Source organism: Thermostichus sp. MS-CIW-25 (genome assembly GCF_054060015.1).
In genome coordinates this window covers 36051-61928 of the sequence record NZ_JBSSCS010000017.1, presented here as the reverse complement: position 1 = coordinate 61928, position 25878 = coordinate 36051, and the positions used below count along the sequence as shown (strand labels likewise).

The 25878-nt window shown below is 58.1% G+C and carries 26 protein-coding genes and 1 pseudogene; 12 read left to right on the top strand and 15 right to left on the bottom strand.

Annotated features, from left to right (window positions below; genetic code table 11):
* Positions 1 to 153, top strand: a pseudogene (locus ACVWZ1_RS07970) (RNA-guided endonuclease TnpB family protein); the annotation flags it as partial.
* A gap of 58 nt (positions 154 to 211) precedes the next feature.
* On the opposite strand, the gene psbP reads toward ACVWZ1_RS07970, so the two are convergent.
* The 3 genes from psbP to ACVWZ1_RS07955 all read right to left on the bottom strand — a co-directional run bounded on the left by psbP (position 212) and on the right by ACVWZ1_RS07955 (position 2551).
* Positions 212 to 736, bottom strand: coding sequence for a photosystem II reaction center PsbP (gene psbP / locus ACVWZ1_RS07965; protein WP_414381637.1), 525 nt, complete (start codon positions 734 to 736; stop codon positions 212 to 214).
* 308 nt (positions 737 to 1044) lie between these two features.
* Positions 1045 to 1803, bottom strand: a complete 759-nt coding sequence (locus tag ACVWZ1_RS07960) for a PspA/IM30 family protein (protein WP_457467318.1) — start codon at positions 1801 to 1803, stop codon at positions 1045 to 1047.
* Positions 1804 to 1840: 37 nt separating this feature from the next.
* Complete coding sequence (locus ACVWZ1_RS07955) at positions 1841 to 2551, bottom strand: polysaccharide deacetylase family protein (protein ID WP_457467319.1); 711 nt, start codon at positions 2549 to 2551, stop codon at positions 1841 to 1843.
* An 80-nt stretch (positions 2552 to 2631) separates the two neighbouring features.
* Between ACVWZ1_RS07955 and ACVWZ1_RS07950 the strand changes: the two genes are divergently transcribed.
* From ACVWZ1_RS07950 to grxC, 3 genes are all read left to right on the top strand, one after another.
* The gene (locus ACVWZ1_RS07950; protein ID WP_414355428.1) at positions 2632 to 2862 is read left to right on the top strand and encodes a hypothetical protein; all 231 of its coding nucleotides are present in this window, start codon (positions 2632 to 2634) and stop codon (positions 2860 to 2862) included.
* Positions 2863 to 2890: 28 nt separating this feature from the next.
* Positions 2891 to 5686, top strand: a complete 2796-nt coding sequence (gene polA, locus ACVWZ1_RS07945; RefSeq protein ID WP_457503064.1) for a DNA polymerase I — start codon at positions 2891 to 2893, stop codon at positions 5684 to 5686.
* Between the two features lie 92 nt (positions 5687 to 5778).
* On the top strand, positions 5779 to 6039 hold the full coding sequence (gene grxC, locus ACVWZ1_RS07940) for a glutaredoxin 3 (protein ID WP_011431797.1): 261 nt from the start codon (positions 5779 to 5781) through the stop codon (positions 6037 to 6039).
* Positions 6040 to 6058: 19 nt separating this feature from the next.
* Here the strand turns inward: grxC and ACVWZ1_RS07935 are convergent, their stop codons facing one another.
* Entirely contained in the window at positions 6059 to 6355 is a 297-nt protein-coding gene (locus ACVWZ1_RS07935; RefSeq protein WP_011431796.1) for a DUF2470 domain-containing protein, read from the bottom strand.
* A gap of 205 nt (positions 6356 to 6560) precedes the next feature.
* On the bottom strand, positions 6561 to 7232 hold the full coding sequence (locus tag ACVWZ1_RS07930) for a hypothetical protein (protein WP_457503063.1): 672 nt from the start codon (positions 7230 to 7232) through the stop codon (positions 6561 to 6563).
* A 99-nt stretch (positions 7233 to 7331) separates the two neighbouring features.
* On the opposite strand from ACVWZ1_RS07930, the gene ACVWZ1_RS07925 reads away from it, so the two are divergent.
* Complete coding sequence (locus ACVWZ1_RS07925) at positions 7332 to 7718, top strand: hypothetical protein (RefSeq protein ID WP_457503062.1); 387 nt, start codon at positions 7332 to 7334, stop codon at positions 7716 to 7718.
* 419 nt (positions 7719 to 8137) lie between these two features.
* Here ACVWZ1_RS07925 and ispG read toward each other — a convergent pair whose 3' ends face one another.
* The 3 genes from ispG to ACVWZ1_RS07910 are packed head-to-tail and all read right to left on the bottom strand — an operon-like array spanning position 8138 to position 10799.
* Complete coding sequence (gene ispG, locus ACVWZ1_RS07920) at positions 8138 to 9367, bottom strand: (E)-4-hydroxy-3-methylbut-2-enyl-diphosphate synthase (protein WP_414355422.1); 1230 nt, start codon at positions 9365 to 9367, stop codon at positions 8138 to 8140.
* Between the two features lie 49 nt (positions 9368 to 9416).
* Positions 9417 to 10238 (bottom strand): MOSC domain-containing protein, encoded by an 822-nt coding sequence (locus ACVWZ1_RS07915; protein WP_457503060.1) that lies wholly within the window; start codon positions 10236 to 10238, stop codon positions 9417 to 9419.
* A 45-nt stretch (positions 10239 to 10283) separates the two neighbouring features.
* A complete protein-coding gene (locus ACVWZ1_RS07910; RefSeq protein WP_414374361.1) occupies positions 10284 to 10799 on the bottom strand; it encodes a bifunctional nuclease family protein in 516 nt (171 codons plus the stop codon).
* Positions 10800 to 10863: 64 nt separating this feature from the next.
* Here ACVWZ1_RS07910 and ACVWZ1_RS07905 point away from each other — a divergent pair, with 64 nt between their 5' ends.
* Entirely contained in the window at positions 10864 to 11646 is a 783-nt protein-coding gene (locus ACVWZ1_RS07905; RefSeq protein ID WP_457503058.1) for a cobalt-precorrin-6A reductase, read from the top strand.
* 25 nt (positions 11647 to 11671) lie between these two features.
* Here ACVWZ1_RS07905 and ACVWZ1_RS07900 read toward each other — a convergent pair whose 3' ends face one another.
* On the bottom strand, positions 11672 to 12028 hold the full coding sequence (locus tag ACVWZ1_RS07900; protein ID WP_457503057.1) for a single-stranded DNA-binding protein: 357 nt from the start codon (positions 12026 to 12028) through the stop codon (positions 11672 to 11674).
* 342 nt (positions 12029 to 12370) lie between these two features.
* Here ACVWZ1_RS07900 and ACVWZ1_RS07895 point away from each other — a divergent pair, with 342 nt between their 5' ends.
* The gene (locus ACVWZ1_RS07895; protein ID WP_457503056.1) at positions 12371 to 14527 is read left to right on the top strand and encodes an NAD(P)H-quinone oxidoreductase subunit 5; all 2157 of its coding nucleotides are present in this window, start codon (positions 12371 to 12373) and stop codon (positions 14525 to 14527) included.
* A 99-nt stretch (positions 14528 to 14626) separates the two neighbouring features.
* Positions 14627 to 15196, top strand: coding sequence for an SMC-Scp complex subunit ScpB (scpB, locus tag ACVWZ1_RS07890; RefSeq protein ID WP_457503069.1), 570 nt, complete (start codon positions 14627 to 14629; stop codon positions 15194 to 15196).
* Between the two features lie 102 nt (positions 15197 to 15298).
* Here scpB and ACVWZ1_RS07885 read toward each other — a convergent pair whose 3' ends face one another.
* Entirely contained in the window at positions 15299 to 15949 is a 651-nt protein-coding gene (locus ACVWZ1_RS07885) for a peroxiredoxin (RefSeq protein ID WP_457503055.1), read from the bottom strand.
* A 292-nt stretch (positions 15950 to 16241) separates the two neighbouring features.
* On the opposite strand from ACVWZ1_RS07885, the gene ACVWZ1_RS07880 reads away from it, so the two are divergent.
* Positions 16242 to 17297: a hypothetical protein gene (locus tag ACVWZ1_RS07880; protein WP_457491864.1), complete on the top strand. Its 1056-nt coding sequence runs from the start codon at positions 16242 to 16244 to the stop codon at positions 17295 to 17297.
* A gap of 79 nt (positions 17298 to 17376) precedes the next feature.
* Here the strand turns inward: ACVWZ1_RS07880 and ACVWZ1_RS07875 are convergent, their stop codons facing one another.
* From ACVWZ1_RS07875 to psbU, 5 genes are all read right to left on the bottom strand, one after another.
* Entirely contained in the window at positions 17377 to 18222 is an 846-nt protein-coding gene (locus tag ACVWZ1_RS07875) for an alpha/beta hydrolase (protein WP_457467327.1), read from the bottom strand.
* A gap of 120 nt (positions 18223 to 18342) precedes the next feature.
* On the bottom strand, positions 18343 to 18930 hold the full coding sequence (locus ACVWZ1_RS07870; protein WP_457503054.1) for a CPBP family intramembrane glutamic endopeptidase: 588 nt from the start codon (positions 18928 to 18930) through the stop codon (positions 18343 to 18345).
* Positions 18931 to 19069: 139 nt separating this feature from the next.
* Complete coding sequence (gene csaB, locus ACVWZ1_RS07865; RefSeq protein WP_414374379.1) at positions 19070 to 20155, bottom strand: polysaccharide pyruvyl transferase CsaB; 1086 nt, start codon at positions 20153 to 20155, stop codon at positions 19070 to 19072.
* 77 nt (positions 20156 to 20232) lie between these two features.
* The gene (locus ACVWZ1_RS07860; RefSeq protein WP_457503053.1) at positions 20233 to 21150 is read right to left on the bottom strand and encodes an Rpn family recombination-promoting nuclease/putative transposase; all 918 of its coding nucleotides are present in this window, start codon (positions 21148 to 21150) and stop codon (positions 20233 to 20235) included.
* A 51-nt stretch (positions 21151 to 21201) separates the two neighbouring features.
* Positions 21202 to 21570 carry a photosystem II complex extrinsic protein PsbU gene (gene psbU, locus ACVWZ1_RS07855; protein WP_041436072.1) on the bottom strand — a complete coding sequence of 123 codons (369 nt, stop codon included), beginning with the start codon at positions 21568 to 21570 and terminating at the stop codon, positions 21202 to 21204.
* Positions 21571 to 21764: 194 nt separating this feature from the next.
* On the opposite strand from psbU, the gene gcvP reads away from it, so the two are divergent.
* The 3 genes from gcvP to ACVWZ1_RS07840 are packed head-to-tail and all read left to right on the top strand — an operon-like array spanning position 21765 to position 25876.
* Positions 21765 to 24731, top strand: coding sequence for an aminomethyl-transferring glycine dehydrogenase (gene gcvP / locus ACVWZ1_RS07850; RefSeq protein WP_457503052.1), 2967 nt, complete (start codon positions 21765 to 21767; stop codon positions 24729 to 24731).
* Between the two features lie 33 nt (positions 24732 to 24764).
* Positions 24765 to 25436: a hypothetical protein gene (locus ACVWZ1_RS07845; protein WP_457503051.1), complete on the top strand. Its 672-nt coding sequence runs from the start codon at positions 24765 to 24767 to the stop codon at positions 25434 to 25436.
* Between the two features lie 2 nt (positions 25437 to 25438).
* Positions 25439 to 25876 carry an SRPBCC family protein gene (locus ACVWZ1_RS07840; RefSeq protein WP_457394842.1) on the top strand — a complete coding sequence of 146 codons (438 nt, stop codon included), beginning with the start codon at positions 25439 to 25441 and terminating at the stop codon, positions 25874 to 25876.
* Positions 25877 to 25878: the final 2 nt, after the last annotated feature.

Genomic DNA, 25878 nt, shown 5'->3' with positions numbered 1-25878 from the left:
TTGAATGGTGCGAATGTGATTGCGCTTTTGGGGGCTGCTGTAAACCAGCCTAGAGGTTCGTGGTTGGCTTGCCAACTGCAGGGCTACCGTTCGCGTCAGCGGGCCGGAGGCCTTAAGCCCGCCCTGTACTGCGAAGCAGTCAGGGTCGGGTAGTTTACTCTTAAAGGGCTCAGCCCTGGCCTACAACCCGGTTCAACCCCTTGAGAAAGCCTTAGGAAACATTCAGAGAGCGGCCCACGTTCCTAAAGGCAGCTTGCACCTGAGGCCAGCGGGATTCCTGGGTAGAGGCCGTCAGCGTGTAGAGGCGATGGTGCCGAACGGTTACCGTCACCACCTCATGACGAAGCTGGGATCCCATATCGGTTTGGTATTCCAGCAGGTAATAGGGGTGCTCCTGCCGCTCAAAGGCTTCGGCAGCCAACAGCTTGGCCGAGCGACCGGATCCCTCAGGAGCAATGATCTTCTCCGCCACCAACTGCCCCACCTCATCCGGGCTGCCCAAATCGGCAATCGTCTCCCCCTTGTCAAACGGGGCGATCATCAGGCTGACGTTCTCGGTCTCGTACACCAGGTCGCGCAGGAGTACCACCGGCCCTTTCCCCGGCCCAAGATTGACCGCCACCATGCCGTTGGGGTAAGCAAAAGCAAAGGCTCCGCTGGGATCCCTGTAGGCCCGTAGGTTAGAGCCTGCGGAACAGGCACCGACCACCAAGCTGAGGCAGACACAGAGCAGCAACAGCGCTCTAGACAGCCACGGGCTGGTTGCGTAAGTGGGCCACAGGCCTGATCGGGCAGAATGCGCGCCTCGTGCTGCTGACATTGCTGGGATCCTCTCCTCAGGTGGGTTGCCTATTCTTCCTTTATCATCCTAGTACGAGCGCGCCAGCTCTAACCCCTTGGCCTGGGTGCCGGGCGTGCTCAGGCCTGAGTATCCAGCCCAGTTGGCCGGACTGCGCCCACGGAAAACTCCGGCTCAGCAGCGTGGTCGCCGATGTCGGCTGAGACTGAAAACAGGGGATCCTACCGGCCTAAAAGCAACTGCCGCTATTGGGGGAGCCGCTTCTCGAAATCCAGATCCGGTAGCGGCAGGTTGGCCTGGGCACCTCCTTGGCCGGTGAGCATTGCCAAGCGGCGGGAGATTTCGTCGTCCATAGCCATTTCATCCAGTTGGGCAGCAATCTGCTCGCTGCGATCTTCCGAGAGTTCGCTCATGGCTCGGGATTTGAGCTGGCGAGCCTGGATAGCATTCTTTGCCGCCTCAAATTGGGACTTGGCCGAGTCGATGTTGTAGGAGTTGTTGACGCGGGTCATCTGCTCCAGAGCTTGGTTCACCTCGTTGATGTCTTTGAGGTTGCTCAGCTCGCTCTTGTAAGCGGCCAATCGCTCTTTCTCGCGGGCCAGCTTTTGCTTGGCGGCTTTGACGTAGCGCTCGGCAGTTTCCACGTTCTCCTTAAGGGGGCCGAGAATGGCCTCAATTTGCAGCGCTTGGGACATAGCCAGGCGGGCAGCCTCTTGATCGCCCCGTTGGGCGGCCAGGCGAGCTTTGTTCTCCAGGGCCTGGTACTCCCGCACCTTTTGCATGTACTTCTGCTCAGCCCGCTGATAGGCGGCTACTTGGGTGGCAACGGCTTCCGTGAGACGCTGAACCGTCTCCTGCATCCTGCGTAGGGATTCTTCCGCCACCATCACCGCCCCTGTGCCACCTTTCTCCACCGGGATCCCCCACAGCCAGTTCCAAGTTCCGACGATGACGCTGCCGGCCCGTTGCCCAAAAATGCCGTAGATAATCTTGCGTGCGCCCATGGCCTGACCCTCCTGCTTGTGCGTGCCTCTACTGTATTTAACTTTCTCCCTGACTGGAAAGATCCCAGGGATCCGGCAAGTGGACAAATTCAAATCCCCGCTTCTTCAAAGCTGGGATCAACTGCCGCGTCACCTCAGCCACTTGGGATCCCCCCTCTACCCCATCGTGCAGCACGATCAAGGAGCCAGGCCGCACCTGGGCCAGCACCCGCTCCACTACCACCGATACCGGTGGGATCAGCCAATCCTCAGGCACCACGCTCCACATCACCGGACAAAAGCCCCAACGGCGCAAATCCGCAAGCGTCTGCGGCCAAAACAAGCCATTGGGCGGGCGCACAGCCCGATAATCGTCAGGGATCCCGCCACAGGCAGCCACCAGGGCAGCTTGGCTGCGCTTCAGGCTCTGATAAAGCTCTCCAGGGGCAAGCTCGGTAAAAGGGCGATGCTGCCAGCCGTGAAGGCCAATGCGGTGGCCTTGTTGGCGGATCTGACGGGCCAGGTGGGGCCAGCGCTGCACCCGTTCTCCCAACACAAAAAACGTGGCCGACACCTGAAAATCCATCAAAACCTGCAACAAAGCCGGAGTGTACTCAGGGTGAGGGCCATCGTCAAAGGTCAGAGCCACCCGCTGGGTATGGGGATCTGCCGGCAACTCCCACAGGCCGTCGGGAAAGAGGGTCTTGAGGCCCCAATGCAGGGGTGGGTAGAGAGATGGGGGCAGGATTTGCTGAGAAGAGAAGAGCATTGTGGTGAGCTGTATGTTGTCCAGAACCAGAGGGCAATGCTTTGGGTGATCAACTGGGTAACAAATTTAGGTATTGCCGATTGAGCCAACCAATTGAAAAAATGGGCATGAGCATTGTAGCCCGCAAAACGGAAATCAGGGTTGGCGGGCCCGTCGATGGGCTTTTGGATCTCGTCCTAGCCAGTTGTGATTACAGATTGTGCCTACAGATTGTGATTACAGAAGTTGCCATTGGGTGTCGGCAGCAGCCCGCCGCTCGAGTTCTTGAGACGGATGTGGGATCCCTTCTGCCCATAGCCCAGATCCGATAGGCTAGATTCACCCTCAAAGTATCAGCTGATGGCTTGGCAAACTCCAACACTGCTGCTGGTGGATGGTCACTCTCTGGCCTATCGCTCCTTCTACGCCTTTGCCTACAGCCGCGAGGGGGGGTTGCGCACTTCCACTGGGATCCCCACCAGCGTCAGCTTTGGCTTTTTGAAATCGCTGTTGGAAGTCTTGGACAAATACACCCCTACCCATGTAGCCGTTGCCTTTGATACACGGCAGCCCACTTTTCGCCACGAGGCCGACGAAACCTACAAATCAGGCCGCCCGGAAACGCCACCGGAGTTTATCGAAGATGTGGAGAACCTGAAGCAGGTGTTGACGGCACTACGCATCCCGATTTTGGTGGTGCCTGGTTTTGAAGCCGATGACATTTTGGGCACCCTCAGTAGGCTAGCCCCCCAAGATTACCGGGTGCAGATCTTAAGTGGCGATCAAGATCTGTTCCAGTTGATCGATACCGATGGAAGAGTTCGGGTTTTGCACCTCAACAGCAAAGATCGCATCAGCGAGTTTGGCCCCGAACAAGTGAAAGAAAAATTGGGCATCTGGCCTTGGCAGGTGGTGGATTATAAGGCCCTCTGTGGTGACCCTTCTGACAACATTCCCGGGGTGAAAGGGATCGGCCCCAAGCGAGCTGTGGAGCTGCTGGAGCGCTACGGCAGTTTGGATGAAATTTTCGACCACCTGGACGAGATCCAAGGAAAAGTCCAGCAATACCTCAAAGAAGGGATCCCGGCGGCCCATCACTCGCAATTTATGGCTCGGATCAAATGCGACGTTCCTCTTTCTCCCGACTGGGAGAGCATGAAATTAACCGGGTTTGATCAAGCAGAATTGCTGCCGCTGCTGGAAAAATTGGAGTTTCACAGCTTCATCGCCCAAGTGCGCAAAATACAAACGGCTTTGGGGGGGATCCCAACCGAGGCAGAGGTGGTTGGCGCTTTTAATCCCACCGGGGATCCCGCAAACGCTCCTGACGAAGCCCTGTGGTTTGATTTTGCCCTCGATCCCGTCCCTTCTCTGCCGGCGGTGCGCATCATCGATACGCCGGAGCAACTGGAGCTTTTGCGGCAAGAGCTGCTGGCCTGCCCAGGGATTGTAGCTTGGGATACTGAAACCACCAGTCTAGATCCACGGGATGCCCAATTGGTGGGGATCGGCTGTTGTTGGTCAGAGGGAGATATCGCCTACCTGCCCATCGGCCACCGCCAGGGATCCAATCTGGATTGGGAGCTGGTGAAACAAAGCCTGCAGCCCCTCTGGGAAGATCCCAACCGACCCAAAAGCCTACAGAACTGTAAGTATGATCTGAGCATTTTCCGCGCCCACGGGATCCGCCTGCAAGGGATCCAGTTTGATCCCATGTTGGCCAGCTACGTTTTGGATCCAGAAGCCAGCCACAACTTGGCCGATTTGGCAGCTACCCATTTGGGTTTGCCAACCACCAGCTACAAAAAGTTGCTGGGCAAGGAACAGTCCATCGCCGACATCCCAATTTCCAGAGTTGCAGAATACTGTGGAACCGACGCCTATTGTGCCTATCGTCTGGTGCCAATCCTCACCGAAAAGCTGCAGAAAACCGATCCACGCCTGTGGGATCTTTTTATTCAAGTCGAGCTGCCCTTGGCCCAAGTTTTGGAAGAGATGGAGTGGATCGGCATTCGCGTTGATACCGAGTTTCTGAGGCAATTTTCCCAAGAGCTGGAACAAGAGCTGCAAAGTTTGGAGCAGAAAGCCTATGCCCAGGCCGGAGAGACCTTCAACCTCAATTCTCCCAAACAACTGGGATCCCTGCTCTTTGAAAAGCTGAAATTGGACATTCGCAAAACCCGCAAAACGGCTACTGGCTATTCCACTGATGCCTCAGTTTTAGAAAAGCTAGAGGGGGATCATCCTCTCATCGAAACCATCGTGCAATACCGCACCTTGGCCAAGCTGAAATCGACCTATGTGGATGCTCTGCCTGCCCTGGTAAGAAGCGATACCGGCAGAGTCCACACCGACTTTAACCAAACCGTTACTGCCACCGGCAGGCTCAGCTCCTCAAACCCCAACTTGCAAAATATTCCCATTCGCACCGAGTTCAGTCGCCGGATTCGACAAGCTTTTATTCCCCAAGAGGGATGGCTATTGGCGGCAGCAGATTACTCTCAAATTGAGCTGCGCATTTTGGCCCACCTCAGCCAAGAACCTGCCTTGCTGGAAGGCTTTCGCTCAGGGGAAGATGTGCATACCCTGACCGCCCGCCTGCTCCTGGAAAAACAGGAAATAACCAGCGAAGAACGCCGCCTGGCCAAAACGATCAACTATGGGGTGATCTATGGCATGGGAGCGCAGCGCTTTGCCCGCACTGCGGGGGTTTCTTTGTCGGAAGCCAAGCAATTTTTACGGCGATTTAACGAGCGCTACGCCGGCATTTTTGCCTATCTGCGCTCCACTGAAGCCTTTGTGGAAAAGCATGGCTATGTAGAAACGATCTTGGGTCGCCGTCGCTATTTTCCCAATTTGTCTCGTCTGACAGGCCATCGCAAACAAGCGGAATTGCGGGCAGCTGTGAATGCTCCCATTCAGGGATCCGCCTCGGACATTATCAAAGTAGCAATGGTGCGCCTGCGGCAAAAGCTGCAGAACTTTCGTTCCCGCTTGCTCCTGCAAGTGCATGATGAGCTGGTGTTTGAGGTGGATCCCTCGGAATGGCAGGCCCTAAAACCGCTGATCCAAAGGGAAATGGAAGGAGCAGTGCCCCTCTCCATACCGCTGGTGGTGGATATCCAAATTGGCCACAATTGGAAGGAAGCCAACTAGACCATGGGAGGCAGAAAACCCCAGGTTTGCAAGGAAAGGGATCCCGGCTCCGTGAAAATGTTAAGCTATGTAAAAGCGTTTGTTGTTTTCTTATGACTGTTGAGATTTACACCTGGCGTTTTTGTCCCTTTTGCATCCGGGCTAAGCAACTGCTGGATCGCAAAGGCGTGAAGTATATCGAGTACGCCATCGATGGAGACGAGGCAGCACGGGCGGAAATGGCCAAGCGGGCCAACGGCCGCCGTTCGGTGCCGCAAATTTTCATCAACGACCAGCATATCGGCGGCTGCGACGATCTTTACGCGCTAGAGGCTCGCGGCCAGTTGGATCTGCTCCTACAGCAGGCCAGCTAAGCCTCAACTGTATCTCTCATCACTTTGTAGCCTGTTTAACTTGAGCGCGAGCCTGCTTCACCATGGCAATTAAGGTTTGATGGGCGTCCTCGGAGTCCCGCAGGGGGTGGTCGAAGCGGATCCGCAGCGTTTGTACGGCCCCGTCGACCTGCACCCGCAAGTCCATCCCTTCCGGGTCAATGGCCTGCATGCGGGCTTGGGTAACTCCTTCCACCTGGCCAAAGACCCTGGCGTAGAGGGCTATTGCATCGGCATGATCTTCGTTCATGTGCTTGCAGATGCGCTCGCTAACTTGGGGGGTGAGAGGATCGCCCATGGCAGTTGTTTTTAGCTTACAGCCCTCAGTTTAAAGCTCCCGCCAGTCCACAGTAAACTACCCAACCCTACCCCTGGCCAGTACAATAATGCGGCTAACCCAGCGTTAAAAGCGGCGCTCCCGGATAGGCAGCCGTTTAGGTTTCAGAATAAAAAGGCAGGGATCCCTTCCCCTCCATCCCAGAGAACACCAGGGATCCAGGGGATCAAGCTTGTCCTTGGGCCTGTAGCTCCAACAGCTCATCTGCCATATCCAAAAAAGCCTCCCGATCCAGATAGGAGACATCTCCCACCCACTCCCCCAGCTTGACCACATAGACCTCGCTCAAGGTGGGCCGGCGCTGCAAATCGCGGGAATAGGCTTTCACCAACCCGAGCACCGATTGCTTTTTGACAATTCGCCTGTAGCGGGGATCGTCCTTGGCCCGCACACGATAGACGACTCCGGTCTCATCGCCAATTTCCATCTCAAACTGGCGCTCCCGCACCTCTTCAATGTAGAAGTTGCCATCTTCATCCAGCTTTTCTCGCTCTTCCACCACCACCTCGAAGCGGCGAGTGCGCAACACCTGCCCAAAAAACAATCCCCCATAGGGAATCTCGCGAAAGGCTAGCTGACGGCGGGAGATGGTATAGAGCGGCCCCCACAGGAAGGGATAGAGCAACGAGAGAATCCCGACCAGAAAGGAGATCGCCCCCAGAAAGGATCCCTCGCCGAAAGCGCGGGAAAGAACCAGCAACGCCACGCCCACCAAAATGGCCGTGATGATGCGGCCCGTGCTCTTGAGGGCATCGCTCCAGTAAGCGGCATACTGAAGGCGCGTTGGCACCACCGGAATCACCGATTCGCATTCTTCTGGGGTTAGCTCCAACAACATGCTCCAAGGATCCTCACAATGCCACACTCCATCTGCAACCCTGGTGAGGGCGGGCCAGACCTTATCTTAAAATGAGGCAGGGCTGCTTCGCCGCCGGGCTTGTCTGCTGCCAGTTCTTGCACGCTTCCCATTTCCATGCTGACAGGATCCCATTGCTCCTCGACCGGCCAGGCCATCAGACAGCAGGTGGCCCAATTGGACGAGGGATCCCGTCGCGACAAGGCTTGGCTGGGGGATGCGGTGTTGAGCTTGTTTGCCCGGCAGTGGCTGCTTGGCCCACCTCAAGACTGGCAAGTGCCTTCCCCGCCCAGTTGTGACTTGAATCGCGCAGAACTCTTCACGTGGCTGACCTCCAACCAATTTCTGTCGGCCCTCAGGGATCCCACGCAGGTGGAAGCGGAAATCGGCCTATCTAGGGCGGCTTTGTGCTATGCTGCCTGCAGCGGCAGGGTAGTCAACCGCTCTATTCGCGTCAGCGGACCGTAGGCCTTAAACCCAACAGTCTCACGACTGGATGCAGCCTCAATAGGTTTTGTAGTTGTTGTTTGCAACGGTACCTAAGGGCATTGGGGAACCGCCCTGCACTCGCGTCAGCGGCGCGTAGCGCTTGGGGGAACGCCTGGGGAGATGAGCACCGCTGTCGTAGAGGGGCAACCCAACACGGTAAGTGCTGTCGCAGAACCAGGAACCAGAATCTCCTGCCTAAAGGCAGGGGAGTATGTCAAGAAACAGAAGGTCTGCAAGCAGCGTTTGAATATATCCAGGCGCACCTGCTGCCGCTGTTTGTGAGGCAGGTGAACAACCGCGCCAAAGCTCTGCGTGGCAAACGCCGCTAGCCAGTTTCTCAGCAAAGCAAGAGCGCGGCAGGATTGCTGGACAGGTCGCTTTTTGAGGGGGAAGCGGAATTAATGGGAAGAAGGGGGATCCACCCAGCGCCCATCGGCTTTGATCAGGTCGATCAGCGCCTGGACACCTTCCGATTCCGGCACCCTCTTCACTTCTTCTTTGCCACGGTAGAGGGAGATCACCCCTGGCGTTTTACCCACATAGCCGTAGTCGGCGTCGGCCATCTCTCCCGGCCCATTGACAATGCAGCCCATCACGGCAATGTCCAACCCCACCAGATGCTGAGTTGCAGCACGCACCTTCTGCAGCACTTCCTCCAAATTGAACAGGGTGCGGCCACAAGAAGGGCAGGCCACATACTCCACCATGGTTTTGCGCAGGTTCAGAGCTTGCAAAATGCCGTAGGCCACCGGGATCTCCTTCTCTGGCGCTTCCGTAAGAGAAACCCGAATCGTGTCGCCGATCCCTTCAGCCAAGAGGGTTCCGATCCCCACCGCCGACTTGATGCGGCCATATTCTCCATCGCCCGCCTCGGTGACACCTAAGTGGAAGGGGTAATTCAGGCCCAGGGCATCGAAGCGACGGGCTGCCAGCCGGTAGGCCGCCAACATGACCTGCGGGCGGGAGGCCTTGAAGGAAAGCACCACATTGTGAAAGTCTTGCTCGGCGCAGATTTGGGCAAATTCCAGGGCCGACTCCACCATGCCCTCAGGCGTATCCCCGTAGGTGAAGAGCATCCGCTCTGCCAGGGATCCATGATTGACCCCGATGCGCAGGGCTTTGTTCTGGGCTTTGAGGGTCTGGACAAGGGGGGTGAAGGTTTCCCGGATTTTGTTACGAATGGCCTCAAATTCCGCCTGGGTATATTCTGTGCGACCGGGCTGAGGTTTTTCAAAGATGAACAACCCCGGATTGATGCGCACCTTGTCCACGTATTTGGCCACCTCCAGGGCGATCTTGATGCCGTTGTGATGGACATCAGCTACCAAAGGCACGGGCTTGTAGGTTTGGATCAGCTTCTCCCGAATCGCCTCCATCGCCTTGGCATGGGCCATGCTGGGAACGGTAACCCGCACAATCTCTGAGCCTGCCTCGTGCAGACGGCGGATCCCGGCCACTGCCGCGTCGACGTCGAGGGTGTCCTCGTTAATCATGGACTGTACCACCACCGGGTGCTGGCTGCCGATCAACACATCAGCTACGGCCACCGTGCGGGTGGGGCGACGGGGATAGACCGGTTCTGGGTAGGGCTGCTGGGGGGGGGCGTTGGGCCGATCCAGGGTTTGCATAGCTTGGTCAAGCCAAAAGAGCTGCTCTAGCTTGATTGTAGGTCGGAAACTAACCTGGGGTTCGATTCAGCTCAGGGTAGAGGCTGAGGGGTTCAACCCCGAGGATTTCGACGGGATCCCCAACCCTCAGGTGCTTGCCCGTCTCCGTTCTCGGGATCCACGTATTGATCCCAAGGCGATAGAAATGGTCAAAGCGGCTGGCTTCGGCCCAGGGTGGCAAGGTTTTCTGCCGTTGCGCCACGAAGTGCTTTTGAAAACCGGGATAGGCCTCTCCGCTCAGGGGATCCCGGGTGGGCACCACACAGCGGGTGCAGGGGTTGAGGCCCAGCAGCTCCACTTCCCCGATGCGAAAGCGCACCCCTTGATCTGCGCGGGCAAAGAGACGATCCTCCCAAAAGGCAGAGCAATCCGACAGCTCGATATTCATGCGAAAGCGCTGCCGAACCGCTTCCAGGGTCAAGTTGGGGAACCAACCGGCCACCGTCTCCAGAGTGGCTATGCTGATCAGGGTGGGGCCGTCGGCATAGGGATCGTCTGGAAATCCCCTGACAGGATCCTCCAGCAGTTGCACCGGAAAGCCCAACCAGTGGCTGAGCCAAGTTTGTAAAGCATCCCGCTGCTGCTGCAGGTCAAACTGGGCCGTCTTGCCATCCCCCCACAACTGCACCTGGCCCAACTGGGGATCAAACCGGGCCCGCAGGCGGTGGACTGCAGCATGGCGTTTGCCGTTCACCCGCTTCCCCTCCGCATCCAAGAGGGCGTAGCGCCGATCCCCCTCCAAAGTCCCCCCTGCCGTCAGCCTCACCTCAGACAAAGAGATCCCATCCAGGGACTTGATGGGATAGACCGTTAACCTGGCAACCTGGGGCATGGCCTGTCTGGCGGGATCCCTGGGGGTGGGATCCGCCTTAGCTGCTTAACTGTCGGCTTCGGTGGGATGGTCGGTCATGGGATAGCTGCGGATAAAGTCTCTGGGGGTTACATTCTCTACAAACTTGCGAAAGGCCTCCCGCTCTGCTTCGTCGGCATCTTGGTTCATGGGGATCGAGGCTTCCGCAATGACCTCTTCCACCGTCCAAATGGGAACATGGGCCCGCAGGGCAAGGGCAATGGCATCGCTGGGGCGGCAGTCGATCTCCTGTTTTTTGTCGCCATTCACGGTGACGAGCACCGCGTAAAAAGTATTGTCCAGCAAGGCGTGAATGATGACCCGCTCCAGCTTGATCCCCCACGTCTTCCAGGAGTTGAGGATGAGATCATGGGTCATGGGGCGCAGTGGCTTTTGGTCGTCCAGCGCCTGCAAAATGGCATTGGCCTCTGCTTTTCCCACCCAAATGGGCAGGGCACGACGCTCACTGCTATCGCGCAGGATGACGATGGGGTTTTGGTTAACGGCATCAACCGCAATCCCAGCCACATGCATCTCGATCATGAGCAATTGCCTCCAGCCGGTGATCTAGATCGTATCTACGGGTATCAAAGTTTGGCAACACACTATGAGCTCAGTCGGGGGTTTGGTGGAAGTGGCCTTGATCGGGGGCACCAGCGAGAGCCGCAGCTTGGCCGACGCCCTCAGCCGCCAAGGGATCCCTTGGGTGGCAACCGTCACCACTGAAGGGGCCAGAAGGCTGTATCAGGATTTGCCCGGTCAGGTGGTGGTCACCCGATTTTCGCCGTCATCTCTGGAACAATTCCTGCAAGAACGCCGGATCTGCGTGGTGGTGGATGCCTCTCATCCTTTTGCCCAGCAGATCTCGCAACTGGCCATCCAGGTGACGGCCCAACTGGGGATCCCCTACCTGCGCTACGAACGCCCTCCTGTAGAGCTGGATCCCTGGGTACAGGTGGCACCGGATTGGCAGGGGGTGCTCACAGATGCGGTGCTGGCAGGGCGGCGGGTGCTGTTGACGGTGGGAGTTAAGGTGCTGCCCCTGTTTGTGCCTTGGCAAGACCGCTGCCAACTGTGGGCGCGGGTGCTGCCGGAATCGGTTTCCCAGGCGGTGCAAACGGGGATCCCTGCCGAGCGGGTGATTGGGATGCGCTTACCCCTCAGCTTGGAGCAGGAACTACAGCTTTGGCAACAGCTCAGCCCTCAGGTGGTGATCAGCAAAGCTTCTGGGGAAGCAGGTGGGCTGGGGATCAAACAGGCAGTGGCCAAAACCCTGGGGATCCCTTTGTGGGTGATCCGCCGACCCCCCTTGGACTATCCCTGGTGCAGCCAGGATTTGACAGAGGTGGTGCAGGAATGCAGGCGATGCTTGGGCAGAGCCAAACCTTGAGGTTGCCCGGCTCCGGCCAGACAAGTCAAAACGGCTCTTCGGGGGGCAGGTTGGCGTCGCGATCTTGACGGGATCCCAGCAATTCCAGCCGATCCACAGCGATGATGGGTCTCTGGCGCTCTTCTCCGGTGGATTTGTCTTTCCAGCGATCGAACTTGAGGCTGCCCGTTACTCCGATAAGACTGCCTTTGCGCACATACTCTCCCGCCACCTCGGCAGTGCGGCCCCACAGCTCCAGGTTAAACCAATCAGGCTTGTCTTCCCCTTTGCGGAATCGGTTGACCGCCAAGCTAAAAGTACAGACCACCTTGCCTGACTCAAAGTAGCGCACCTCCGGATCCATGCCGGCTCGCCCCACCAGGGTCACCAGGTTCAAGCTCATGGGTAGTTTCTCCAGACCGCCAGTAGATCTAGCCTTCGTTGTAGCGCTCGCAAGGGATCCCTGTCATCTTTTTGTTTTTGCTTGCGACCGTCAGCTTGGGCTCAGAGCCGATTCTTTAGGATATTTACAGATTTAGCTGCGGGGATCCCGATTGATCTCTGGGAAAAGCCTCTGCTGTGATGGACTTGATGCTCGGGATCCGGATCCGCACTCTGTCGCAAAAGTTTACAATGGCAGAAGCAGTTGAGCAAATGCCAGCCCACCAGACACTCCCACCGGCCAATTGCAGGGCTAGCAGAGCAGGTTCGTTGCTGTGAGAGGACGCATTCGGAAGCATTTCCCATGGAATTCATCTACACATACGCCTGGTTGATCCCCGTCTATCCTTTGGTGGCAGCCTTTCTCCTCGGCTTAGGTATCCTGATGTTCAACGCCTGGACAAGGGCCAACCGCTCTTTGGCTGCCTTTTTGAGCGTGTTCGCGACCGGGACGGCGATGGTTCATGCCTTTGCCCTTTTGGTCAGCCAGGTGCAAGGGCACGAAACCGTCCTCAGAACCATCACCTGGGCCCAGGCGGGATCCTTCTCGGTGGACATGGGCTTTGTCGTGGATCACCTGAGCGCCATGATGCTGGTGGTGGTGACCACGGTGGCCTTTCTGGTGCAGATCTACTCCCATGGCTACATGGCCCACGATCCCGGCTATGTGCGTTTCTACGCCTACCTGAGCTTATTTAGCTCCTCGATGCTGGGCTTGGTGGTCAGCCCCAACCTGGTGCAGATCTATATCTTCTGGGAGCTGGTGGGGATGTGCTCCTACCTGCTCATTGGCTTTTGGCACGACCGGCAGGCAGCGGCAGAAGCAGCGCAAAAGGCGTTTGTGGTCAACCGGGTGGGAGATTTCGGCCTGCTGTTGGGCATTTTGGGCTTTTACTGGATTTCCGGTACCTTCGCGTTTGATGAGATCGGGCGCAATCTGCAGGAGATGCTGGCTAGCGGGGCAGTGAGCAGCAGCTTGATTGCCCTGTTTGCGGTGTTGGTGTTCTTGGGGCCGGTGGCCAAGTCGGCTCAGTTCCCGCTGCATGTGTGGTTGCCGGATGCTATGGAAGGTCCCACGCCTATCTCGGCTCTCATCCACGCGGCGACGATGGTGGCGGCTGGGGTATTCCTCTTGGCCCGCATGTTCCCGGTGCTGGAAGGGATCCCGGTGGCCATGGACATCATCGCCTGGACGGGGGCGGGCACAGCCTTCTTGGGGGCCACCATTGCCATCACCCAAAACGACATCAAAAAAGGCTTGGCCTACTCCACCATTTCCCAGCTGGGCTACATGGTCATGGCCATGGGGTGCGGCGCCTATGGGGCGGGCCTGTTTCACCTGATGACCCACGCCTACTTTAAGGCGATGCTCTTTTTGTGCTCTGGCTCAGTTATCCACGGCATGGAAGCGGTGGTCGGCCATGACCCGGTTTTGGCCCAAGACATGCGCCTGATGGGGGGGTTGCGCAAATACATGCCGGTTACGGCCATCACGTTTTTGATCGGCACGTTGGCCATTTGTGGGATCCCGCCCTTCGCCGGCTTTTGGTCTAAAGACGAGATCTTGGGCGCTGTTTTCGAACGGAACCCAGCTCTGTGGGGGGTGGGCTTCCTCACCGCCGGGATCACCGCCTTCTACATGTTCCGCATCTACTTCCTCACCTTCGAAGGGGAGTTTCGCGGCACCAACCTGAGACTGCGGCAGGAGGTGGCCATCAGCCAGGGCCGTCCTGTGCCAGCTTTTGCCTACGTTTTTGCGGGGAAACAACCGGCCTTTGGCCCTGGAGCCATGAACATTCAAGAAAAACCCCAGCCCAGCAGCCATCCTGAAGCCCACGAAAACCTGCACGACGGAGATGCCCATGCCTCAGAGCCCCATGAGTCCCCTTGGTCGATGACCTTCCCGCTGTTGGCTCTGGCCGTCCCTTCTGTGCTGATTGGCCTGGTGGGTACCCCTTTTGCCAACTTCTTTGAAGCTTTCATCCACCCACCGACTGAGTCTGTGGCAGAGGCAGGCTCGATTTTGCCGCTGGTGGCAGCAGAGTGGCAAGAGGTGCTGGCGGGCCATTTCGATTGGGCAGAGTTTCTGATCATGGCGGGTAGCTCCGTGGGCATGGGGCTGATCGGCATCACCTTGGCCAGCTTGATCTACTGGCAAAAGCGCATCGACCCGGGCACCTTCCCCCAAAGCCTGCAGCCGCTCTACTACTTCTCCCTCAACAAGTGGTACATTGACGACCTCTATGAGCGAGTCTTTGTGCAGGGCACCCGCTTCGTGGCACGGGAGGCGCTGGAGGTGGACAGCCGCATTGTGGATGGTGTGGTCAACCTGACGGGCTTGGTGACCATGGTGAGCGGCGAGGCGATGAAATACCTGGAGAGCGGCAAGGCCCAGTTTTACGCTTTGATTATCTTTGCAGCGGTGGTGGTGATGGTGGTGGCATCAGGGGTAGGGTTCTAGCTCGAAGGCGAGGATGGATCCGGCCTGCTTGGCCAAGGGATCCCTCAGCCTAGAACTGCTGCTATGCTACGGAGCAAGTTAAGCGGATCCCTTGTTGCAATGGCCCCGCGTCGTCTTACGTCGATTTCGGATCCCCTGTTGGCGGAAAAGCAAGGTCAGAGGGAGCGTGTCTTGGCCCTGAAAAATCGGATCGAAGCGATCCTCTATTTGAAGGGGCAGCCTCTGGAGCTATCGGCCCTGGCCCAGTTGGCCCATTGCAGTCGCGACGAAGCCTACGATGCGCTGCTGGAATTAATGGAAGACTATGCCCATCGCGATTCTGCCCTGGAAGTCCTACAGGTGGGGGAAGGGTTTGCCCTGCAGTTGCGGGAGCCGTTTTTGGAGCTGGCCAACCAGCTTTTACCCCCTGAAATTGGGGTGGGTGCTACCCGTACCCTGGCTACAATCATTCTGCGTGGCCCGCTCTCGCAAGCCGATTTGGTGGAGTTGCGCGGCCAAGGTGCTTATCAGCACGTGGCAGAGTTGGTGGAAAAAGGCTTTGTGACCCGCTATCGCAAAGAAGGCTGCCGTTCCCCTTGGTTGCGCGTGACGGATAAATTTCATCGCTACTTCACAGTAGATGAGCTGGCCAAAAAAGCAGCAGAGGCAGCCTCCTTCCCCGAACAGTAAAAAGGATCCCCGATAAGGGGATCCAGACCAAAAGGATCCCAGCTTTACCCGACGAAGGGATCCCTTCTCAAGCGCCCGTCAAAGTTGGTGTTCGGGCTTTTACTACTTATTAGGCTGAGGGGTGACCCGCAGATAGGGCTTAATTTCCTTGTAGCCTTTCGGGAACTTCTCTTTCAGCACTTCCGGATCTTTCAGCGAAGGCGGAATGATGACATCGTCACCGTCTTTCCAGTCGGCGGGAGTGACAACGTTATACTTATCCGTCAACTGCAGGGCATCGATCACCCGCAGGAGCTCGTCGAAGTTGCGGCCTGTGCTGGCCGGGTAGGTAAGAATGAGGCGGATCTTCTTATTGGGATCAATAACGAACACCGAGCGCACCGTCAGGGGCAGCCCTTCTTGGTTGATGTTGGTTTGATCCAACATGTCGTAGAGCTGAGAAACCTTGCGGTCTGCATCCGCCAAGATGGGATAGTTCAGGGTGGTGTTCTGGGTTTCCTCGATGTCTTTTACCCAGCCGACGTGGGAGTCCACATCGTCCACACTGAGGGCGATCACCTTCACACCCCGCTTTTCAAATTCGGGCATCAGCTTCGCAACAGTGCCTAGCTCCGTGGTGCAGACCGGCGTGTAGTCGGCGGGGTGAGAGAACAACACCACCCAGCTATCCCCGGCCCAAGAGTAGAAATCGATTTCGCCGTGGGTAGACTTTTGCGTGAAATTGGGAGCAGTATCGCCAAGTCGGAGAGACATACGCTCTTGATCCTCCGTAAAAGGGTTCAATCCGGTGAGACAGGGATCCGAATCCTTCGATCCGATCCCTCCCGATCTTGCCACATAACTCCACTTTTCCGAGCGGATTACAGGTGATTTTAAGATTCTTGCTGGCGGGAGGGAGTGCTCCTCCTCTTCCCTGACGCCTTGCGCCCAGGCAGAACGTAAACAATTGCTGCGCGGATCTTAACGTTCCTTAAGTTCTTTGCTGCAGCGGTAGCCCCCTAGAAGTATGCTAGGTAGCACTAGATCCTCTGACGTAAGGTAGGCCATGGAAGAATTGAGGCAAGACGCAGAAACCGTTACACCTTGCAGCTTGGCCACCCTGTGGGCGCAAAAATATGTAGACGAGCTACGGGCACAGGCTGCCTTGGGCGAGCTGCCAGGCGCCCCTCTAGCTGACAAGGTGAAGGGATCTTTGCGCTTTGCCAGCTCCCAGGCCTGGGCGAAGACGGAGCGGCTCTTGGCTGCTGAAATACCGAGGCAGCGGCTGGATCCGGACTTGATTGATCCCTGGCAAATTGCCGAGGATTCCCAGGAGTTATTTGAAAAGGCAGCAGCAAGTTGTGGGGAGGGCCTCTCACCAGCCCGCTTTTCGGTAAAGATCGCGCCATCTTGTGGCCAGCTGCGGGCTCGCTACAGCAAGCCGGATCCGCGGGTACTTGGCTTTTTAAGCATGCAATTTCACTACACGGGGCAAATGGTCCTGCAGGCTCTGCTGCCCCAGGAGCGGGGTCTCTTCCACCCCTACTTGAAGGTTATGGATGACCACCTGTACATGCCTTTGCAGAGGATGTACGAGGCCGCTGCCGCCCAGGCAGGCGATCACTTTTCTGCGCCTTTGGCTGCTATTCAAGAGCTCTTGCCCCTGGTTACCAGCGTGGCAGAGTCCATTTGTGCCGAGGTAGCCCAACGTTTTCCGGACTATCACTGCGAAAGCGGTCCCTTGACAGATCTGAACGTGCGGATTTCCAGCATCCGCGATGTGGAGATGTTTCAGGTGTACTTGGGCCTCTGTGCCCTAGAAGGCAGCATGGCGGCTATCCAGCAGGAGCTGTTTCCCCTCTGTGTGATGCTCTACCCCCCTTTGAAAGTGAGCTGGGAGCTGGTACGGCAGATGCTCAAGCTCTTGGATAAGGTTCTGAGGTCTGGTCTCAGCCAGGCCAGCTATGCCGTCCTGCTGCCCTACCTCCAGGCAGTGCAGGGTATGTTCTCGCTGGAGGTTTTTCCTGAAAATGACCCCATCTGGAGCCATCAGCCCGATGTGATGCGCTTTATGGAGACGGCGCAGAATCTGTTGCAAGAATTGCTGGCTCAAAAAGCTTAAAGGCCAGTTAACGCCACCATTCCTATTCCCGCTCGCGACCTCCCAGTTACGCAAGGAAGGGAACATTGGCAGTTGCTGCTCAGCCTGCCTGCAGCTTGGGATCCACCAGCTCGGCTACGAATTGGTGCAGGATGGTGACATAGCGCTCTCTGGCCACTTCCAGCAAATTGTTGTGACCGGCCCCTTCGATAGGCACCAAGCGTTTGGGATCCCTCGCTGCTTGATAAAGGGTTTCAGCGTGCCAAAAGGGGATCAAACGATCATGGGTGCCGTGCAAAATCAGCAGCGGGCAATCGATCTTGGCAATGCGGCTGAGGTTATCGAAGCGATCGAAGGGCAGCAGCGGGATGCGGGTTAAGACGCGAAAGGCTGTGACGAAGGTGGATTCCAGGATCACGCCCCCCACCGGCTTTTGGGCTGCCAAATAAACCGATGGCCCACCCCCTACTGATCTTCCATAGACCAAGATCCGCTCCGGCGGGATCCCTTGGGCAACTAGGTAAGTGTAAGCGGCCTCGATATCTTTGTAAGCGCCGGCCTCGGAAGGGATCCCTTCGCTGGTGCCGTAACCGCGGTAGTCGTAGGCCAAGACGGCAAACCCAGCCTGCTGCAGGTGCACCAAGCGGGGCAGGATATCCCCCAAGTCTTCAGCGTTGCCATGGCTATAGAGGAGGGTATAAGCAGCAGCCGGATTGGGCAGATATACCGCTGAAATCTGCAGCCCATCAGAGGTCGTGAGCTTGAGAATGGCGTCCCCATCTCGATAGCTGGCGGGCTGGGGCAGAAAGATCAGCCGCTCCGATTGAAACCAGCCCAGCCAGAGCAGGTAGCCGTACACCACCAGCCCGACCAGCAGCAAGGATCGCCCCACGCGCAGCCATGGGAAGGATCCCCAAACTAGTTGTAGGAGATCTCGGTGGGGCATTGACAGGAAGGCATCGACAAGTAAGTTAAGCTCAATTTGCGGCACTTGCCCAAGGTTCTGCGCTGCTTACAGGCAACCCCTTTCCCATAAGGGAAGAGGGGAGCAGGAAAACTGCATCCTTCAGGGCTCCGCTTGAGAGAAAAAGCATTTCCAGGTGCAGACCCCAATCCAGTTGACAAGGGTGTGGGCGACAATGGTGACCAACAGGTTTCCCGACAGCCACAAGCCAATCCCCATGAGGATGCCGACCCCACCGGCCCAGACGGCATAGGGCCAGCCCTGCCATCCCAGCCAATGCAAGGCGCCAAACAAGAGGCCGCTCAGCAGGATCCCGCCTGTCCACCCCAAGGGGCTGGCCACCAGAGCTGACAGCAGCACACCGCGAAACAGCCATTCCTCGCTCCAGCCCGGCAGCAGGCCCACCCAAAGGATATCTCCCCACCGCAAGGGATCCGCCACCCAGTGTAAATAGGCAGTGGCTGCCCGACGATAAGCCGGCCAGAACCGGTAAACCCCGCCGCTGAGCAGAGCCACCCCTAGCCCCAGCCCCGTTCCCCACGCCAAGGCCAGGGGATCCCAGCGAAACGGCACGGGAAAGGAGGATCCCAGCCCGATCCAGAGACCCACAATGAGAGCCGAAAACAGGGTGGTGATGCCCATCCCGTTTAAGATCTGTTCGCGCGTGCAGGGCTGGGTCTGGGAAGTCATGGAGGGGGATCCCTGTACTTTAACCCTATTTTTTAGGGTAGAGCGGATCTCGAAAACAACGGCTACCGAAATCCGCACTGGCATTCGGAAACAGAGCTACAGGGGCAGCAGCTTCTGCTGCGATCTTCACGGAACCTCATCAATCCCACCTCAGGTGCTGTTTTAGCAACTGGCCGTGCTGAGTCGATTGCTCCACCCAAACCGCAACTTGATCAGGACTGAGAGCCGAACCCTCTGAGTAGCAAGCCAACCAGGCTCGGTGCAGGGCTTCAGGATCGGTGGGTATCTCCTGCACATCCCAGCCGGGCATGCCCAATTCCCGAAGCAGTGTTTTCACTTTGGGATCGTAGCTGAGACCAAAACAGGCGCAGCCCTCTGCCGCCGCCATCACCAAACCGTGGTAGCGCATGGTGATCGCCAGCCTGACGCCCCGAAAGACTCCTTTCAACAAACAGGGATCCCGAATTTCCAGCACTTGGCTGTGGTGGGGCAGGCGCTGCTGAAGCTGCTGAGCCAAGCGGTAGTCTGGCCCAAGGTCAGGGGATCCGGGAGGGGCTAGCTGGAAGGGCACGAAGAGAAGATGTGCTCCCGTGGAAGCCTGGAGACGCTGTAAACCCTGGCTCAAAGCTTCTAGACAGGCTCCGGTCAGTTGCGGATGGGGACGCAAGACCACAGCAATACGGGGCTGAGGCCACATTTCCCATTCCGGCAAGGTTTTGGACGGTAAATCCCAGACGGGATCCGGAGCTACCTGGTGAGGGATCCCCCACTCTTGCAGCCATTGGGAGGCAACTCCATCCCGCACACTAATGGCCGTGCAACCTGCCAGAGACCGGCGGGCCAGTGCACGAATCCACCCTCGCTGCAGCGGCCCGATCCCTTGGGCCCAGGCAACGGTTCTTAGCCCCCATCGCTGGGCTAGGCCCATTACCCCCAGGTAGTAGAGAGGGCTGCGCCAACTGGTGCGATCCTGCAGCAGGCCACCTCCACCCCAGATGAAAGCCTGGGCCTCCTGGAGACAGCGCCGTAAAGCCAAACTGTTGAAGCGCGGATAGGCCAGCACCCCATAGGTGGCAGCCGTTTCGGCAGGGCGACGGGAGAGCACCACCGGCTGTACGGGGCTGGGCAACTGCTCTAGCTCTCGTAAGAGAGCCAGCAACAACGCCTCATCGCCGGCATTGCCGTAGCCGTAGTAGCCACAGATCAAAACCTGTGGCCGTTTCATCGAGTCCATCTGAGTAACAGGGATCCTAACTCACCCACAGAGTCCTGTGAGGTTGGAAAAGGCCGCGACGGCAAACCCTAGTTGGATGATGACTCCCTGAGCCATTGGATCAAATCGGCCAGGGTTTGGAAGTCCAACAGCGCTTCCGCCAAAGCCTCCAGTTGCTCGGTAGGTAAGAGGCGGATGGTTTCAGACAGGTCTTCCGGCAAAGATCCCAGCTTGCGCCGCAGTTGACTCAGAGTCAGTCGAGCTGCTTCTTGCTGCAGACCTTGCTGCAGACCCTGTTGCAGACCTTGCTGCAGACCCTGTTGCAGACCTTGCTCTAGACCTTGTTTCAGGCCCTCCTCTCGCCCTTCTTTGAGGGCTTCTGCTCGCCACATCTGATAGATGGTCGATTCCCGCACAGCCAGACCTCCCAGAACCCTGCTGATTTCCTCTGGCGTCCATGTTAATCCTGCCAAAACAGCAGTGGCCGCTTTCACCTCTTGCCGTAGCTTTGGATCCTCTATCTCTGCTATTGCTCTGGCCACTTGGCGGAGTCGCGGCTCCGGGTTTTCCGGATCTGCCAACACGGCTAAAGGCAGGAGTCCTGGATATTGAGATAGCACCTCCGGATCTTGTTCCCACAGGCGCAAGACCTCAAAGCGATGAGAAAGGGATCCCCGTTGAAAAGAGGTTTGGTACGCCCGTTCTGACTGGGTTTTTCTCAGGTAGATGACAATCTGCCGCACCTCCTGGTCGGGATAGCGACGGAACAGGCGCAGGCAGTAGTCGGCCATGCGCAAGGGAATGTCGGGATCCGGGTCGGTTTGAAACTCCAGATGCAAAATTAAGTTTTGGGCCCGCAGCAGGATAAGAGAGTCCGCTCGGATGGGCTCGGTGGACAGCTCCGTTGGCTGGAGCTGAGCCAAGGAAACAGGGGATCCCAGTAGCCACCGGGCAAAGGACTCGGGGAACCATTCCACCAAGTACTTGCAGACGTTATCGTAGGCCACAGGATCCCTTTCCTACAAAAGCCGATTCTCCCGATGGCCCCTCTGCCGAGATCAGCCGTAGTACCCTTGGTTGATGCGGTTTTCCAGTTGGTTAGCCCCTTCCTGATACTCGCCAAACACGAAGTTCTCGGCGTTGGCTTTGATCAAGGCCTTTTGCTGCTCTGTCAGGCCTGAGATCTGCAACATGTCTTCCAGGCTCTTGTAGGGGGCATTTTTCACCAGGATGCGAGCTAGGGTGGGATAGAAGCCGGGCAGTTGGCGGTAGTTGCGCAAGATGGTGTTGTTCACGTCAATCGGAGTGTCCAAGTGCTTTACCGGGGGAAGCTCTGCGGCCCTGGCCACAACAGGGATCCCCAAAGGAGCAAAGCACAGACAGAGCACTAACACCACACGAACCAAGATGGACAGCAGCCAGCGCATAGCATCACTTCTCCAAGCAGAATCCAAAAGGCTCATCTGTATAGATTGCTAACATTCTCCGACCATCTAGTGTCTCATCCCCTCCACCCCGAATCGAGGGCCAAGACAGGATTTGGATCCCGACAGAAACAATTTTTAACAACTATGATCAGGAGACAGTCTTTCTTGCCATTCCTTTCGCGGCTGATTGCACCATGTCCGACTTGGCCCTTCTCCACTCGACTCGACTTGACCCCCCCAGCCGGGATCCATCTCCAGGGATCCCACAACCCACGCCTTCTCCGGAGCTGGAGTTGCTGGGGCAGACCGAACTCTTTCTCAGGCGGCACATTGGGCCGGATGCCCGGCAAATTGGGCAGATGTTGCAAGTGTTGGAGCTGAGTTCGCTGCAGGAGCTGGTGGAGAAGGCGGTGCCGCCGGCCATTCGCAGCAGCCAGCCTTTGCAATTGGGATCCCCTTGCCCTGAGCAGCAGGTGTTGGCGGAACTGCAGGCAATGGCGGCCCAGAACCAGGTGTGGCGCTCCTTTTTGGGCATGGGCTATTCCAACACCCTGACGCCACCGGTGATTCAGCGCAACATCCTGGAAAACCCTGCCTGGTACACCCCCTACACCCCCTACCAAGCTGAGATTGCCCAGGGACGGTTGGAAGCCCTGCTCAACTTCCAGACGATGGTGATCGACCTGACGGGGATGGAGATCGCCAATGCTTCCCTGCTGGACGAGGCCACCGCAGCCGCCGAAGCCATGGCTCTTGCCTACACCTTGGCAGGCAGGGGATCCCCAGTTTTCTGGGTGGATCGGGGCTGTCATCCCCAGACGATTGCCGTGGTACAGACGCGGGCGGAACCATTGGGAATCCAGGTGCGCATAGCCGATCCAACAGAACTCTCCCTGGAAAAGGGCTTTGGATTACTCCTGCAGTATCCCAGCACCTATGGGGAAATCCGGGATTACCGGCAGTTGGTGGAGCAGGCGCACCAAAAGGGGATGGTGGTGGCAGTGGCCGCCGACTTGCTCAGCTTGACCCTATTGCAACCCCCGGGAGAGTGGGGAGCGGACATCGTGGTGGGATCCACCCAGCGCTTTGGGGTGCCCTTGGGCTATGGCGGCCCCCATGCGGCTTACTTCGCCACCCGCGAGGCCCACAAGCGGCTGCTGCCAGGACGGCTGGTGGGGATTTCTCAAGATGCTCAAGGCAAGCCGGCCCTGCGCTTGGCGTTACAGACCCGCGAACAGCACATCCGGCGGGACAAGGCCACCAGCAACATCTGCACTGCCCAGGTGCTTTTGGCGGTGATGGCTTCTATGTATGCCGTCTACCACGGCCCCCGCGGCTTGCGACACATAGCCGAGCGGATCCACCGCCAGGCCCATCACTTGGCCACTGGGATCTGCCAGTTGGGTTATGAGGTGGGGCCCGAGCATTTCTTCGATACCTTCTGGGTCAAGGTAGCTTCTCCAGAGCAGGTGCAGGCGATCCAGGCCGGCGCTGCCCAGCGACAGATCAACCTACGCCAGATCGATGACCGGACGCTGGGGATCAGCTTGGATGAGGCCACCACCACTCAGGATCTGCGGGATCTGTGGGAGATCTTCGCCGGAACCCTTCCCCGCAGCGGAACGGAGTCCTTACCGCCAGCTTGGGATCCCGACAGCCCAGGGCCGGATTTGGGCCAGAGCTTGCCGCCTCAGCTCCTGCGTACCACCCCCTACCTCACCCATCCGGTCTTTAACCGTTACCACTCGGAAACTGAGCTGCTGCGCTATATCCACCGCCTGCAAAGCCGGGATCTGGCTCTCACCCATTCCATGATCCCCTTGGGCTCTTGCACCATGAAGCTGAACGCCACGGTGGAGATGATGCCGGTCACCTGGCCGGAGTTTGCCCAGCTCCATCCTTTTGTGCCCCTGGAGCAGGCCCGTGGCTATCAAGCCCTCTTTGCCCAGTTGGAAAAGATGCTGGCGGAGATCACCGGCTTTGCCGGAGTTTCTCTGCAGCCCAATGCCGGATCTCAGGGGGAATATGCCGGCCTGTTGGCTATCCGCCGCTACCACCAAGCCAGAGGGGAAAGCCGGCGGCAGGTGTGCTTGATCCCCACCTCGGCCCACGGAACCAACCCGGCCAGCGCCGTGATGGCGGGGATGCAGGTGGTGAGCGTAGCTTGTGATGAAGCCGGCAATATCGACATTGAGGATTTGCAGGCCAAGGTGGAGCAGCACGGGGAGCGGCTGGCCGCCTTGATGATCACCTACCCTTCTACCCACGGTGTGTTTGAGGAAGGGATCCGCGAGATTTGCCAGATAATCCACGAGGCGGGGGGACAGGTGTACATGGATGGGGCCAACCTCAACGCTCAGGTGGGCCTCTGCCGTCCTGCTGAGCTGGGGGCCGATGTCTGCCACCTCAACCTGCACAAGACCTTCTGCATTCCTCACGGGGGGGGTGGGCCGGGGGTAGGGCCCATTGCCGTGGCCCGCCACCTTGTGCCCTATTTGCCTGGCCATCCTGTTTTGCCCGGCTGTAACGGCCCCGTCAGCGCTGCCCCGTGGGGCAGTGCCAGCATTTTGCCCATCTCCTGGGCCTACATTCGCCTTATGGGATCCGCCGGCCTTACCCTGGCCAGCCAAGTGGCCATCCTCAACGCCAACTACATCGCCAAGCGGCTGGATCCCTACTACCCGGTGCTCTACAAAGGGCCGGGGGGGTGGGTGGCCCACGAGTGCATTTTGGATTTGCGCCCCCTGAAAAAAAGCGCCGGCATCGAGGTGGAAGATGTGGCCAAGCGCCTGATGGACTATGGCTTCCACGCCCCCACCATCTCCTGGCCGGTGCCGGGGACAATGATGGTGGAGCCCACCGAGAGCGAATCTCTGGAGGAGCTGGATCGCTTCTGCGAGGCGATGATTGCCATCCGCCAGGAGATTGCCGCCATTGAGCGAGGCGAGATGGATCCGGTGCGCAATCCCCTCAAGCTGGCCCCCCACACCGCCGAGGTGGTGGCTGCCGACCACTGGGATCGCCCCTATCCTCGCTCGCTGGCCGCCTACCCGCTCCCTTGGGTCAAGGCCCACAAGTTCTGGCCCAGCGTCAGCCGCATCGACAACGCCTACGGGGATCGCCACCTGGTGTGCAGTTGTCAGCCCTGGCTCGACGAATGATGGCTGCTCTGGAACTTGGCCCAGAAAGGGAGATTGGTTGTATCCAAAGGCGGGATCCGCTATAACCAGTCAGGGATCCCTGGCCAACGGATGAGAAAAAATCCCCGTCTTGAGCGGTTCACGTCAGTGGGGCCAAGTTCTTTGCCTATTCTTACTCGGCTAACCCTGGGGCTGTTGGCGGGATCCCTCGTGGCCTGCCGCAAGATGCCTGATCCGGTTGCTCAAGAAGTGGATCAGGATCCCGTGCGGCGTCACATCGGCAAAGATGGCACGCACTTTGAGGCTTCCCTAGGAGATGCCCGCGCCCTTCCCCCTCAGTTTCCCCCTCACTTGCAGTTGCCCAACGCTTCCATCATCTCTTCGGGACAGATTCGGGATCGAGAGGGGGGCCTTGCTTCCCTGATCTTGCAGACCTCTCAGCCTCTGGAGGCCATTGCCGCCTACTATCGCCGCACCCTGTGGGGCCGGGGCTGGGACATCCTCTCGGACATCGAGCAGGCCAATGGGATCCGCACCTTGGTGTTCGAGTCTCCCCCCCACCCCAAAAAGCCTCTCCAACAGGCGGTGGTGCAAGTGGGATCCCCCCGTCGCGGGCCGGATCAGGTGGAATATCGCGATATCTTGATTTTGCTGAGCACCGTATCCCCCTCTGCCACGGCAGAAGACCTCTCTGCGGCCAAGCTCGCTCCCCCAACTTTCCCCTGAGGATGCCCATCTATACCCAGTCGATTCAGATTGCGGCCAGCGTGGCCCAGGTGGATCGCTGCCTCACCGACCTGGAGTTGATGAAGCGCTGGCTCAACCCGCTGTTGGGCTGTGAGGCGGTGGGATCCCCTCTGGCGGAATTGGGCAGCCGCTACCGCTTTTTCCTTCGCCTGCCTTTCGCTTCCCCCAGCTTGGATTGCGTGATTACAGAGCGGGCAGAAGGCTTGGTGCAGTGGCAGTTTAAGGGATTTTTTGAAGGAACCGACCGCTGGGAATGCCATCCCCAGCCGGGGGGTACCCTTCTAGTCAATTGCTTCAACTTCCGCATCCCCAGTCCCTGGGTGGCGGCAGGGTTTTACCTGTTGGCAGCGGGGCCGACCCAGCAGGATATGCGAGCGCAGCTCCGACGGCTGAAGGCAGTGGCCGAGGCTTTGGGTTAGGC